At 62.7% G+C, this 13,184-nt stretch carries 14 protein-coding genes; 9 read left to right on the forward strand and 5 right to left on the reverse strand.

Features of this window, described 5'->3' with window-relative positions; all coding sequences use genetic code 11:
- Nucleotides 1-85: 85 nt before the first annotated feature.
- The 3 genes from PFU01S_RS00005 to dprA form a co-directional block, all read right to left on the reverse strand.
- Nucleotides 86-394 carry a hypothetical protein gene (locus PFU01S_RS00005; RefSeq protein WP_028686820.1) on the reverse strand — a complete coding sequence of 103 codons (309 nt, stop codon included), beginning with the start codon at nt 392-394 and terminating at the stop codon, nt 86-88.
- A gap of 362 nt (nt 395-756) precedes the next feature.
- Nucleotides 757-1,314 (reverse strand): L-threonylcarbamoyladenylate synthase type 1 TsaC, encoded by a 558-nt coding sequence (gene tsaC / locus PFU01S_RS00010; RefSeq protein WP_027913284.1) that lies wholly within the window; start codon nt 1,312-1,314, stop codon nt 757-759.
- Between the two features lie 41 nt (nt 1,315-1,355).
- Nucleotides 1,356-2,453, reverse strand: coding sequence for a DNA-processing protein DprA (dprA, locus tag PFU01S_RS00015; protein WP_027913285.1), 1,098 nt, complete (start codon nt 2,451-2,453; stop codon nt 1,356-1,358).
- Between the two features lie 207 nt (nt 2,454-2,660).
- On the opposite strand from dprA, the gene def reads away from it, so the two are divergent.
- The 5 genes from def to PFU01S_RS00040 are packed head-to-tail and all read left to right on the forward strand — an operon-like array spanning nt 2,661 to nt 7,178.
- Entirely contained in the window at nt 2,661-3,167 is a 507-nt protein-coding gene (gene def, locus PFU01S_RS00020; RefSeq protein WP_023532616.1) for a peptide deformylase, read from the forward strand.
- A 59-nt stretch (nt 3,168-3,226) separates the two neighbouring features.
- On the forward strand, nt 3,227-4,159 hold the full coding sequence (fmt, locus tag PFU01S_RS00025; protein ID WP_028686819.1) for a methionyl-tRNA formyltransferase: 933 nt from the start codon (nt 3,227-3,229) through the stop codon (nt 4,157-4,159).
- Entirely contained in the window at nt 4,156-5,466 is a 1,311-nt protein-coding gene (rsmB, locus tag PFU01S_RS00030; RefSeq protein WP_028686818.1) for a 16S rRNA (cytosine(967)-C(5))-methyltransferase RsmB, read from the forward strand. The genes fmt and rsmB overlap by 4 nt, the downstream gene beginning before the upstream one ends.
- A 19-nt stretch (nt 5,467-5,485) precedes the next feature.
- Complete coding sequence (trkA, locus tag PFU01S_RS00035; protein ID WP_027913288.1) at nt 5,486-6,859, forward strand: Trk system potassium transporter TrkA; 1,374 nt, start codon at nt 5,486-5,488, stop codon at nt 6,857-6,859.
- Between the two features lie 10 nt (nt 6,860-6,869).
- Nucleotides 6,870-7,178 (forward strand): tetratricopeptide repeat protein, encoded by a 309-nt coding sequence (locus PFU01S_RS00040; protein ID WP_027913289.1) that lies wholly within the window; start codon nt 6,870-6,872, stop codon nt 7,176-7,178.
- Nucleotides 7,179-7,233: 55 nt separating this feature from the next.
- On the opposite strand, the gene PFU01S_RS00045 is transcribed toward PFU01S_RS00040, so the two are convergent.
- Together PFU01S_RS00045 and PFU01S_RS00050 are read right to left on the reverse strand one after the other, a co-directional pair.
- Nucleotides 7,234-8,121: a lysophospholipid acyltransferase gene (locus tag PFU01S_RS00045; RefSeq protein ID WP_027913290.1), complete on the reverse strand. Its 888-nt coding sequence runs from the start codon at nt 8,119-8,121 to the stop codon at nt 7,234-7,236.
- A gap of 41 nt (nt 8,122-8,162) precedes the next feature.
- Nucleotides 8,163-8,714 (reverse strand): DNA-3-methyladenine glycosylase I, encoded by a 552-nt coding sequence (locus PFU01S_RS00050; RefSeq protein WP_027913291.1) that lies wholly within the window; start codon nt 8,712-8,714, stop codon nt 8,163-8,165.
- An 83-nt stretch (nt 8,715-8,797) separates the two neighbouring features.
- Between PFU01S_RS00050 and glyQ the strand changes: the two genes are divergently transcribed.
- From glyQ to PFU01S_RS00070, 4 genes are read left to right on the forward strand one after another with little or no spacing between them, the layout of a single operon-like run.
- On the forward strand, nt 8,798-9,745 hold the full coding sequence (gene glyQ, locus PFU01S_RS00055) for a glycine--tRNA ligase subunit alpha (protein WP_023532379.1): 948 nt from the start codon (nt 8,798-8,800) through the stop codon (nt 9,743-9,745).
- Nucleotides 9,742-11,796 carry a glycine--tRNA ligase subunit beta gene (gene glyS, locus PFU01S_RS00060; RefSeq protein ID WP_028686817.1) on the forward strand — a complete coding sequence of 685 codons (2,055 nt, stop codon included), beginning with the start codon at nt 9,742-9,744 and terminating at the stop codon, nt 11,794-11,796. Before glyQ ends, glyS begins: the two co-directional genes overlap by 4 nt.
- A gap of 3 nt (nt 11,797-11,799) precedes the next feature.
- Complete coding sequence (gene gmhB, locus PFU01S_RS00065) at nt 11,800-12,327, forward strand: D-glycero-beta-D-manno-heptose 1,7-bisphosphate 7-phosphatase (RefSeq protein WP_027913294.1); 528 nt, start codon at nt 11,800-11,802, stop codon at nt 12,325-12,327.
- 47 nt (nt 12,328-12,374) lie between these two features.
- Nucleotides 12,375-13,157: a lysophospholipid acyltransferase family protein gene (locus tag PFU01S_RS00070; RefSeq protein ID WP_027913295.1), complete on the forward strand. Its 783-nt coding sequence runs from the start codon at nt 12,375-12,377 to the stop codon at nt 13,155-13,157.
- Nucleotides 13,158-13,184: the final 27 nt, after the last annotated feature.

Below are 13,184 nucleotides of genomic sequence, written 5' to 3' on the forward strand. Positions count from 1 at the left end.
AAGCGGGCTTGTCCCGCGAAGCGCCGCGCGGGCGGCGCTCGATTTCACAGGCGCTAAAAACCTAACGGCGGACTCCTGTCAGCCCTCACACCTTCTTCTGCGACGGCGGATTCGACTCGATGCCATTCAAGATGGCCTCGACCACACCTTCTGCCATTTCAACGGCATGCAGATTGGACCAGAACAGGCCACGACCTTCTTCGCGCATATGGTCCAGGGCTTTGTAGCCGGCTTCGTACGCACTGCGCAGATAGAGGGCCACGTGCACCAGGGCGTCTTCGGCTGAGATGTTTGGATTAACCGCAAACAGCGGCTCGTGGCCTGCGTCGCAGCGGCCGAATGGATGGGTGGAAGTGGAGGGAAGGGGTGGATCGGGGACGATCTTCTTCATCATTAGATCTCGCTTCATGGCCCCAACCAGTCGTTACCACACGAATGGGTGGCAGCTGTACGCAGGGTGGTAAACCGGGTGGGAGATCCAAAACCCAGCAGGCACGAAGCCTCCTGCGAACAGCCGCCATGGACTGCCAAGATCACCCTGAACCCGGGTTACCACACCCGATCGCCAAGTTATTCAGCGACGGTTGAAGCCTACGGGCAGCGGTTCCTACTGAAAAGGTGATGGCAGGGGACGCGGCTCGTAGGATATTTCCCAAACCGAATATTAAACAACCGCCTTGGCAAAAATCAGAAAAAACCAAGGGGTCATGTGGGGGATGGCTCAGGCACTCGGCCCAAGCCTGGTCAGCAGGTGCATCAACCCGGCCGTACTACCTCGCCGGTAGCCAGATTGCGAATCAGGCTCGGGTTCTTCCGACCGCCCAATGCCCCGCCCAGTACCAGATCCAGTTGCCCATGAAAGTACTGCTCCACCCGCAGCCGGGTCTTCGCCGCAGGGCGCCCGCCAGGGTTGCACGACGTGGAGATCAGCGGCCCGACCAATGCGCACAGCTCGCGTACCACCGGGTGGTCGCTGACGCGAAGCGCTACGGTGTCGTGCTGCCCGGTCACCCATTCAGGCAGTAGATCCTGATGCGGCACCAGCCAGGTGTTGGGCCCAGGCCAAGTGCTGGCCATTCGGTCGATCCAGTCTTCGGGGAAGTCTTCGAACAGGAAGTCGAACTGGCGGATGTTGTCGGCGACCAGGATCAACCCTTTATCCACAGGCCGCGACTTCAGTGCCAGCAGCCGATAGACCGCATCCTCGTTCCATGGGTCGCAGCCCAGGCCCCAGACCGCCTCCGTCGGGTAGGCGATCACTGCGCCTGCCCGGATCTCACGTGCGGCTTGTTGCACACGAAAACTGCTCACCATTGATGTTTCTCCACTGGGAATGTTGCCTGGGCGCAGTTTACTCAGCCCGAGCGGGCAAACCAACGCCCCGCTTGATTGCTGACCCGGCCATCGAGCTCCAGTTCGGTGAGCTGCGCCAGCACCTCTGCCAGCGGCTGCTCACTGCAATGGGCCAGGCTTTCGGTGGTCTGCGGTGCAGCGTGCAATAGCGCCAGCAGCGGGTGATCGAACGTGTCCGCACGGGCCGGGGGCAGGTTCTGCCAGCCTTGCAGGGTTTCGAGTATCTGCCCGACGCTTTCGACGAGCAGTGCGCCGTCGCGGATCAGCTGGTGACAACCCTTGGCGCCGGGATGGTGAATGGAGCCTGGAATGGCATAGACCTCCCGGCCCTGCTCGGCGGCGAGCCGCGCCGTGATCAGCGAGCCACTGGCCAAGCTGGCCTCGACCACCAGCACACCCAACGAAAGACCGCTGATGATGCGGTTGCGCCGGGGGAAGTTAGCCGGCAGCGGCCCGGCGTTGAGCGGGTACTCCGACACCAGTGCACTGCCGTTGTCGATCATCGCCTCGGCCAACTGCTTGTGCCGCTGTGGATAAAGTTTTTCGAGCCCTGTGCCCAGTACGCCTATCGTGGCCCCTCCAGCCTGCAGCGCGGCGCGGTGAGCGGCGCCATCAATGCCTACTGCCAGGCCGCTGGTGACGACGAAGCCTGCCTGGGCAAGGTACCTGGCAAACGCTCCAGCCGTGTCCACCGCCGGCGGCGTCGCGCGGCGGCTGCCCACGATCGCCAACTGCGGGCGGCTGAGCAGCGATGCGTTCCCCGTCACGAACAGCAGCGGCGGGGCGTCGTCGATTTCGGCGAGCAGCGGGGGGTAGTCTGGGCTGTCCCACATCAGCAATTGCTGGCCCGGACGCTCTAGCCAGCGCATTGCGGCACTGGCCGCATCCCGCACTTCAGGGCTGCGCCTTGCATCGATACTGGCATGGGGAATGCCCAGTGCGCGCCAGGCCGAGCCGGGGGCACTGAGCGCCGATGAGGCACTTCCGAAGGCCTCGATCAGCGTAGAAAAGCGTCGCAAGCCGGTCTCGGGAAGGCAATGCAGGCGCAAGCGCGCCTCCAGTTCCGCAGGTGGGCAAGTGGATAAGGAGCAATCAGACATCGGCAATCATCCTTGATGCAAAACGGTTGATTCAGGCTGCGCAACCTGTGGATAACTCTGTGAGTAACACTTTGAAAAGCTGTCCATTGGCTGGGGGCTATCACGCCAATAGTCACCCTAGACGAGCTTGCCAGGTGCCGAAGTCCGCGTTTCCCTTTATTATGTGTGTTCAGTTTTCAACCAAACGCACAGTGACTGCCTGACCTTATGGCCATTTTGAACATTCTCGAATTCCCGGACCCGCGCCTGCGCACCATCGCCAAACCGGTGACGGCGTTCGACGACGCCCTGCGCCAGCTGATCGACGACATGTTTGAAACCATGTACGAAGCCCCTGGCATCGGCCTGGCTGCGACCCAGGTCAACGTGCACCAGCAAGTCGTGGTGATGGACCTCAGCGAAGACCGCAGCGAGCCACGCGTCTTCATCAACCCGTCGGTCGAGGAACTGACCGATGACATGGGCCAGTACCAGGAAGGCTGCCTGTCGGTGCCGGGCTTCTACGAGAACGTAGACCGGCCCCTGCGTGTCAGGGTCAAGGCCCAGGATCGCGACGGCACACCGTTCGAGCTGGAATGCGAAGGCCTGCTGGCGGTGTGCGTGCAGCACGAATTCGATCACCTCAATGGCAAGCTGTTCGTCGACTACCTGTCGCAGCTCAAGCGGGATCGAATCAAGAAGAAGCTGGAAAAACAGCACCGCCAGCAAGCCTGATTCCCACCTCCCAGAAGGCTTGCTCCGGCAAGCCTTTTTCTTTTTGCAGCGAGAACACCATGCGCATCGTCTTTGCAGGCACTCCCGAGTTTGCCGCCGAACACCTCAAGGCCCTGCTCGACAGCCCTTACGAAGTCGTGGCCGTCTACACGCAGCCCGATCGCCCGGCAGGCCGCGGTCAAAAGCTGATGCCCAGCGCCGTCAAGGCGCTGGCCGTGGCCCATGACATCCCGGTGATGCAGCCGCCGAGCCTGCGCAATGCCGAGGCCCAGGCACAATTGGCAGCATTGGAACCCGACCTGATGGTCGTGGTTGCCTACGGCCTGATCCTGCCCCAGGCGGTGCTCGACATCCCGCGCCTTGGCTGCATCAACAGCCATGCGTCCCTGCTGCCACGCTGGCGCGGGGCGGCCCCGATTCAGCGGGCCGTGCAGGCGGGCGATGCCGAAAGCGGCGTAACCGTCATGCGCATGGAAGCGGGCCTGGACACCGGCCCCATGCTGCTCAAGGTCGTCACCCCGATCAACGCCATTGATACCGGCGGCAGCCTGCACGATCGCCTGGCGCAAATGGGACCGCCGGCCGTCATCCAGGCCGTCGCCGGGCTGGCCGATGGCACCTTGCACGGCGAGGTACAGGACGATGCCCTGGCCACCTATGCGCACAAGCTGAACAAGGACGAGGCGCGTCTGGACTGGTCGCTGCCCGCTGAACAGCTGGAGCGCCTGATCCGGGCATTCAACCCCTGGCCGATTTGCCACAGCACGCTCGACGGGGAAACCGTGAAGGTGCTGGGTGCGTGCCTGGCCACAGGGCAGGGCGCACCCGGTGAAATCCTGGCGGCCAGCAAAGACGGCCTGGTGGTGGCTTGCGGCGAGCAGGCGCTCAGCCTGACCCGCCTGCAGTTGCCTGGCGGTAAAGCCTTGGCCTTCGCTGACCTGTTCAACAGCCGCAAAGAGAAATTCACGCCAGGCAAGGTGCTCGGCCAATGAACCCACGCCTGGCTGCCGCCCGTGCCCTTGCCGCTGTGCTCAGCGGCAAGGCCTCCCTGAACAGCTCCCTGCCCGCGCAACTGGACAAGGTCGAGGACCGCGACCGCGGGCTGACCCAAGACCTGGCCTTTGGTACCGCGCGTTGGCAGCCGCGCCTGGACCTGCTGGCAGCGCAGCTGTTGCAAAAGCCCTTCAAGGCCGCCGATGCCGACGTGCAGGCATTGTTGCTGATTGGCTTGTACCAGTTGTTCTATACACGCATCCCGGCTCACGCCGCCATTGGTGAAACCGTAGGCTGCGCCGACAAGCTGAAAAAACCCTGGGCCAAGGGGCTGCTGAACGCCGTGCTGCGCCGTGCTCAGCGCGACGGCGAAGCGATGCTGGCCGACATGGAGCGCGACCCTGTGGTGCGCACGGCGCACCCACGCTGGCTGCAGAAGGCGCTCAAGGCCTTCTGGCCGGATCAGTGGGAAGCCATCTGCGCCGCCAACAATGCGCACCCGCCGATGATCCTGCGCGTCAACCGCCGCCACCACAGCCGCGACGGCTATCTGAAGCTGCTCGCCGATGCAGGCGTCCAGGCCCAGGCCTGCGCGTACAGCCGTGACGGTATCGTGCTGGCCGAACCGCGGGACGTACGCGGTCTGCCAGGCTTTGCCGAGGGCTGGATCAGCGTCCAGGACGAAGCCGCGCAACTGGCCGCCGACCTGCTGGACCTGGCGCCCGGTCAACGCGTGCTCGACGCATGCTGCGCCCCTGGGGGCAAGACCTGCCATGTGCTTGAAGCCCAAGCCGGGCTCTCTCACGTGGTGGCCATCGACCTTGAAGCCAAGCGCCTGGTACGCGTGCGGGAAAACCTCGACCGCCTGAAGCTCGACGCCGAGCTGATCGCCTGCGATGCCCGCGACACGGCCAGCTGGTGGGACGGCAAACCGTTCCAGCGCATCCTGCTGGACGCGCCTTGCTCGGCGACTGGCGTAATCCGTCGTCATCCAGACATCAAGCTCACCCGCCAGGCCGAAGACATCGCGCCGCTGGCGGCCTTGCAAGGCGAGTTGCTCGATGCCCTGTGGCCGACATTGGAGGTGGGCGGCATGCTCCTGTACGCCACCTGCTCCAGCCTCCCGACCGAGAATACCGAGGTCATCGGCGCGTTCCTGGCACGCACGCCAGGCGCACGCGAGCTGGACCTGGCCACCGAAGCGGGCCTGCGCCAGGCGCATGGACGCCAGTTGTTGGCTCAGGAAGGCGGCCACGACGGTTTCTACTATGCCAAGCTGATCAAGATTGCCGCCTCGCGCGGTTGAGCACACTGGAGAGTAGCGGATGAAGATCATCATCCTGGGCGCCGGCCAGGTGGGCGGGACGCTTGCAGAGCACCTGGCCAGCGAGGCCAACGACATCACCGTGGTCGACACCGATGGCGACCGCCTGCGCGACCTGGGTGATCGCCTGGATATCCGCACCGTGCAGGGGCGCGGGTCGCTGCCGACGGTGTTGCGCCAGGCCGGCGCCGAGGACGCCGACATGCTGGTTGCCGTGACCAACAGCGACGAGACCAACATGGTCGCGTGCCAGGTGGCCTACTCGCTGTTTCACACACCGACCAAGATCGCCCGGGTGCGCGAGTCGGCCTACCTGACCCGTGAAGAGCTGTTCGACAACGACCACATTCCGGTCGATGTGCTGATCAGCCCGGAGCAGGTCGTCACCCACTACATCAAGCGCCTGATCGAACAGCCCGGTTCGTTGCAGGTGATCGACTTCGCCCAGGGCAAGGCGCAGCTAGTGGCCGTGAAGGCCTATTACGGCGGCCCGCTGGTCGGCCAGCAGCTGCGCCAGATACGCGCGCACATGCCCAATGTGGAAACCCGGGTGGCGGCGATCTTCCGCCGTGACCGTTCGATCACACCGCGCGGTGACACGGTGATCGAGGCCGATGACGAGGTGTTCTTCATCGCCGCCAAGAAGGACATCCGGGCGGTCATGGGCGAGCTGCGCCGTATCGATGAAACCAACAAGCGTGTCGTCATCGCCGGCGGCGGGCAGATAGGCGAGCGCCTGGCCGAAGCCATCGAAAGCCGCTACCAGGTGAAGATCATCGAGATGAACCCGGCACGCTGCCGGTACCTGTCCGATACGCTGGACAGTACCGTGGTGCTGCAGGGCAGCGCATCGGATAAAGACCTGATGCTGGAAGAGAACATCGCCGACACCGATATCTTCCTGGCCCTGACCAACGATGACGAAGCCAACATCATGTCGTCCCTGCTGGCCAAGCGCCTGGGTGCGCGCAAGGTCATGACGATCATCAACAACCCGGCCTATGTGGACCTGGTGCAGGGCGGTGAAATCGACATCGCCATCAGCCCGCAATTGGCCACCATCGGTACCTTGCTGGCGCATGTGCGCCGTGGCGATATCGTGAGCGTGCACTCGCTGCGTCGTGGTGCAGCCGAAGCCATCGAGGCTGTGGCCCACGGTGATGCGAAGTCGAGCAAGGTGGTGGGCAAGGCGATCGAGGACATTACCCTGCCCCCGGGGACGACCATAGGTGCCATCATTCGCCACGACAGTGTGCTGATCGCGCACGACACGACAGTCATCGAATCAGGTGACCATGTGATCCTGTTCGTTGTGGACAAGAAACACATTCGGGATGTGGAGAAGCTGTTCCACGTCGGCTTGAGTTTCTTCTAGGAGGCGGGACATGCGCCAATCGTTGGAAAAGATGCTGGCCAAGGGTGTGGATAACCCGTTGTTGCGCTTTGGCCTGGGCAAGGCGTGGCTCGACGAAGGCGATGGTGCCCAGGCTGCCGTGCACCTGGCTCGCTGTGTCGAGCAGGACCCCACCTATTCGGCAGCCTGGAAGCTGTTGGGCAAGGCCTACCAGTTACTAGGGGACCTGCCAGCGGCGCGCAAGGCCTGGGAAGATGGCATCGCGGCGGCGCAGGCCCATGGCGACAAGCAGGCCGAGAAAGAAATGACGGTGTTTCTCAAGAAACTCGACAAACGCTGAGTGCGCTGTCGCCGACACGTCGGCTGCCAGACAGCCGCTGCCGGCGATGCGCGCCTCAATACCAGCGCGCCTCACCCGCCGGACGCTTCTTGAAGCGCTTCATGCTCCACATGTACTGGCTGGGATACTCGCGCACATAGCGCTCGACCACCTTGCTCATCGCGGCCGCCGACTCGTTCACGTCGGTGCTGTACATCGCCTCCGGCGCGGCTTCCAGAAACACCTTGAAGCCTGACCCGTCAGGCAGGCGCAGGGCATGCAGGAAAACCCCGACTGCCTTGCCGCCGGCGAGCATGTTCGGCACGAACTTGCTGGTCAGCGCTTCAGTGCCCAGGAAGGGAACGAATACACCCGCCGATTCGGCCGGCTCGGGATCGGCCGGGATGCCGACCTGGCCGCCGCGCCGAACTTCCTTGATCACGCTGAGGATGCCTTCCTTGGTCGAAGGCGCCACACGGTTACCCATCTGCACACGCTGCTCGCGCAGCAGGTCGTCCACCGCCTTGAGTTTGGGGGGGCGGTAGAAAATGATCGGCTTGCACTGGTTGCAGTAGAAGTGGTTCAGCACTTCCCAATTGCCCAAATGGCTGGTGATGCCCACAACGCCCTTTCCAGAAGCCAGGGCCTGCTCCAGCACTTCAAGCCCATGCACTTCCTTGACCAACTCCAACGAACGGTGTGGAGGCCAGATCCAGGCGCAGGCGCTTTCGACGAAGGATTTGCCGATGTCCCGCAGGGCCTGGCCGACCAGTTGCTCACGGGCAACCGGGTCCATCTCGGGGAAGCATTTGGCCAGGTTGATGCGCACCACGTTGCGCGAGCCATTGGGTATTTTCCACATCAGCCAGCCGATGCCGGCCCCGACGCGTTGCACCGCACCCCAAGGCAACTTGGCGAACAGTCGCAGCACCCCGACCATCAGGGCGCCCTTGAACTTTTCCACAGGCGAGTTCCTTATTTCAGCAAGACGGGCATTGTAACCCTTCAGTGGGACAAGTCGGCGTAGCGATCACAGTCGGTGGTGTGGTCCATGACCATGCCGGTCGCCTGCATGAAGGCATAGCAGATGGTCGGGCCGACGAATGTGAAGCCGGCTTTGCGCAACGCCTTGCTCATGGCTTGGGCTTGTTCGGTGACCGCCGGGACTTCGCTGCGGGTGCTGAAATGGTTGATCTTCGGGGCGCCACCGACGAATGACCACAGCCACTCGGCCGGGTTATCCACAGCCAGCCAGGCCTGGGCATTGCGCCTGGCAGCCTTGAGCTTGAGCCGATTGCGGATGATGCCGGCATCCTGCATTAACGCCTCGATGCGCTCGTCGCTCATCACCGCGAGTTTCGCAGGATCAAAACCCTCCAGCACTTCACGATAGCGCTCGCGCTTGCGCAGCACGGTGATCCAGGAAAGGCCTGCCTGGAACCCTTCGAGCAAAAGCATCTCGAACAGCAACGCCGGGTCACGCTGGGGCGTTCCCCATTCCTGGTCATGGTAGGCCTGGTACAACGGATCGTCGGTACACCAAAAGCAGCGTGGCATAAGGCTCCAATGAGTAGAGGGCGAGGCGAATCAGGTTATACTCCCGCTCTTTACATCCGCATCCCCAGATACAGGTGAATTTCGTGAGCCAGCCTACGCCAGCCGTGCGTACCTTCCAAGACCTGATCCTCGCCCTGCAGAACTACTGGGCCGAGCAAGGTTGTGTGGTGCTTCAGCCCTACGATATGGAAGTAGGCGCCGGCACTTTCCACACCGCCACCTTCCTGCGCGCGGTGGGTCCAGAAACCTGGAACGCCGCCTACGTGCAGCCAAGCCGTCGCCCTGCCGACGGGCGGTACGGCGAAAACCCCAACCGCCTGCAGCACTATTATCAATTCCAGGTAGTGCTCAAGCCCAACCCGGCCAACTTCCAGGAGCTGTACCTCGGCTCGCTGAAAGCCATCGGTCTGGACCCGCTGGTGCACGATATTCGCTTCGTCGAAGACAACTGGGAATCGCCAACCCTCGGGGCCTGGGGCCTGGGCTGGGAAATCTGGCTCAATGGCATGGAAGTGACTCAGTTCACCTACTTCCAGCAGGTCGGTGGTATCGAGTGCTACCCGGTGACCGGTGAAATCACCTATGGTCTGGAGCGCCTGGCCATGTACATCCAGGGCGTGGACTCGGTCTACGACCTGGTATGGGCCGATGGTCCGTTCGGCAAGGTCAGCTACGGCGACGTGTTCCACCAGAACGAAGTGGAGCAGTCGACCTACAACTTCGAGCACGCCAACGTCGAGAAACTGTTCGAGTTGTTCGACTTCTACGAAAGTGAAGCCAACCGCCTGATCAAGCTGGAACTGCCATTGCCGACCTATGAAATGGTCCTCAAGGCATCCCATACGTTCAACCTGCTCGATGCCCGCCGTGCCATCTCGGTGACCGAGCGCCAGCGTTACATCCTGCGGGTGCGCACCCTGGCCCGCGACGTGGCGCAAAGCTACCTGCAGGCCCGTGCGCGCATGGGCTTCCCGATGGCGACCCCCGAACTGCGTGACGAAGTGTTGGCTAAGCTGGAGGCTGCACAATGAGTGCTCAAGATTTCCTGGTAGAACTGGGCACCGAAGAGCTGCCACCCAAGGCCCTTGCGACCCTGGGCGACGCGTTCCTGGCCGGCATCGAAAAAGGCCTGCAAGCTGCAGGCCTGAACTACACCGGCAAATCGGTCTACGCCGCGCCGCGCCGCCTGGCCGTGCTGATCCGCCAACTCGATGTGCAGCAGCCTGACCGCAGCATCAACATCGACGGCCCGCCCCTGCAGGCGGCCTTCAACGCAGAAGGCGAGCCGACCCAGGCTGCACTGGGCTTTGCCAAGAAGTGCGGTGTGGAGCTGGCCGACATCGACCGTAGCGGCCCCAAGCTGCGCTTCTCCCAGCACATCCCCGGCAAAGCGACCGCGGGCCTGCTGCCGACCATCGTCGAAGACTCGCTCAACGACCTGCCTATCCCTAAACGCATGCGCTGGGCGGCAAGCCGTGAAGAGTTCGTGCGTCCGACCCAATGGCTGGTGATGCTGCTGGGCGATCAGGTGGTCGACTGCACCCTCTTGTCCCAGAAGGCCGGCCGCCAATCGCGCGGGCACCGCTTCCACCATCCAGAAAGCGTCACCATCAGCGCCCCGGCCAACTATGTCGAGGACATGCGCAAGGCCTATGTGCTGGCCGATTTCAGCGAGCGTCGCGACCTGATCGCCAAACGTACCGCCGAGCTGGCCATGCAGCAGGAAGGCACCGCCATCGTGCCACCCGCGTTGCTGGACGAAGTGACCGCGCTGGTGGAGTGGCCGGTACCGCTGGTGTGCTCGTTCGAAGAGCGTTTCCTGGAGGTGCCGCAAGAAGCCTTGATCACCACCATGCAGGACAACCAGAAGTACTTCTGCCTGCTCGACAGCGAAGGCAAGTTGCTGCCGCGCTTCATCACCGTGGCCAACGTCGAGAGCCGCGACCCCAAGCAGATCGTGCAGGGTAACGAAAAGGTCGTGCGTCCACGCCTGACCGACGCCGAGTTCTTCTTCAAGCAGGACAAGAAGCAACCGCTGGAAACCTTCAACGAGCGCTTGAAGAACGTGGTGTTCCAGGCCCAGCTGGGTACGGTCTATGACAAGGCCGAGCGGGTATCGAAACTGGCAGCGTTCATTGCGCCCTTGATTGGCGGCGATGCGCAACGAGCCGCGCGTGCCGGCTTGCTGTCCAAGTGCGACCTGGCTACGGAAATGGTCGGTGAGTTCCCAGAGATGCAAGGCGTCGCTGGCTACTACTACGCGCTCAACGACGACGAACCGCAGGATGTGGCGCTGGCGCTGAACGAGCAATACATGCCGCGCGGTGCAGGCGCCGAATTGCCTCAGACCCTGACCGGTGCTGCCGTCGCCATCGCCGACAAGCTCGATACCCTGGTGGGCATCTTCGGCATCGGCATGCTGCCCACCGGCAGCAAGGACCCGTACGCCCTGCGCCGCGCCGCACTGGGCGTGCTGCGCATCCTGATCGAGAAGCAGCTGGACCTGGACCTGACCGGTGCCGTGCAGTTCGCGGTCAAGCAGTACGGGGCCAAGGTCAAGGCTGCCGGGTTGGCTGACCAGGTGCTGGAGTTCATCTTCGACAGGCTGCGTGCCCGTTACGAAGACGAAGGCATCGACGTCGCCACTTACCTCTCGGTTCGCGCGCTTCAGCCAGGTTCCGCACTGGACTTCGATCAGCGCGTCCAGGCGGTCCAGGCCTTCCGCAAGCTGCCCGAAGCCGAGGCACTGGCCGCCGTCAACAAGCGCGTGTCGAACCTGTTGAGCAAGGCAGAAGGCGCCATCGCCGAACAGGTCGAGCCCAAGTACTTCGACAATGCCAACGAGTTCTCGCTGTACTCGGCCATCCAGCAAGCCGATCAGGCTGTGCAACCGATGGCTGCTGCACGTCAGTACAGCGAGTCGCTGGCGCGCCTTGCCGCCCTGCGTGATCCGGTCGATGCCTTCTTCGAGGCTGTGATGGTCAATGCCGAGGACGCCAAGGTACGTGCCAACCGATATGCCCTGCTCAGCCGTCTGCGTGGGCTGTTCCTGGGCGTGGCCGACATTTCGTTGCTGGGGTAAGCCTTGAAACTGCTGATTCTCGATCGTGACGGGGTCATCAACCAGGACTCCGACGCCTACATCAAGTCGCTGGATGAATGGGTGCCCATCCCTGGCGCCATCGAGGCGATCGCGCAGTTGAGCAAAGCGGGCTGGACGGTGGCCGTGGCCACCAACCAGTCCGGTATCGCCCGTGGCTATTACCCGCTCGCGACCCTTGAGGCCATGCATGCGCGCTTGCGCATGCTGGTGGCCGAGCAGGGCGGTGAGGTGGGGCATATCGTGTATTGCCCGCATGGCCCCGATGAAGGCTGCGATTGCCGCAAGCCCAAGCCGGGCCTGTTGCGAGCCATCGCCGAGCACTACCAGGCAAGCCTTGAGGGCATCTGGTTCGTGGGCGATAGCCAAAGTGACCTACAGGCTGCGCTGGCCGTCGATGCACAACCTGTTCTGGTAAAGACAGGCAAAGGCGAACGTACCCTTGAGAAGGGCGTTCCGGCTTCAACCCTGATTTATGACGATCTGGCTGCCATCGCCAGGGCACTTATCTAAACGGTGCGCCCGTGGGCGCACTTTTCTAAAAGCGGGCAGGTCCCGCAATGGTACAAACCACTATGTCGATCCTGCAGGCGATCAGAGTCTTTCTTTTTTACCTGCTGCTGGGTACCAGTTCGCTGCTCTGGTGCTCGCTGAGCTTCTTCATTGCGCCGTTTCTGTCGTTTCCCAAGCGCTACAAATTCATCAATGTGTACTGGTGCCGCTGCGCTATTTTCCTGGCACGCGTCATCGTAGGCATCGATTACAAGATTACCGGCGCTGAAAACGTGCCAGCCGAGCCCTGTGTGATTTTGTCGAATCACCAGAGCACCTGGGAGACATTTTTCCTGTCTCAGTATTTCTCTCCGCTCAGCCAGGTGCTCAAGCGTGAGCTGCTGTATGTGCCGTTCTTCGGCTGGGCCATGGCCATGCTGCGTCCCATTGCCATCGACCGCGACAACCCCAAGGAAGCATTGCGCCAAGTGGCCAAGAAAGGCGATGAACTGCTCAAGCAGAAAACCTGGGTTCTGATCTTCCCGGAGGGCACACGCGTACCCTTTGGCACGGTGGGCAAGTTCTCCCGGGGCGGGACGGCGCTGGCGGTAAACGCTGGGCTCCCGGTGTTGCCCATTGCCCATAATGCCGGCAAGTACTGGCCGAAGAATGGGTGGGGCAAGCACGCTGGCACCATCGAAGTGGTGATCGGCGAACCCATGTACGCCAACGGCACAGGCCCTCGCGCCATTGCCGAGCTCAATGACCGCGCCCAGGCCTGGAACGAAGCCACCCAACGGGCCCTGGGCTCGCTTGCGCAGGTCGAAGAAAGCACGCAAGCCGAGGCCTGAGCGGCTTGTGGATAACGTGTGAGCAAA

This window comes from Pseudomonas fulva NBRC 16637 = DSM 17717, assembly GCF_000730565.1.
Classification (GTDB): domain Bacteria; phylum Pseudomonadota; class Gammaproteobacteria; order Pseudomonadales; family Pseudomonadaceae; genus Aquipseudomonas; species Aquipseudomonas fulva.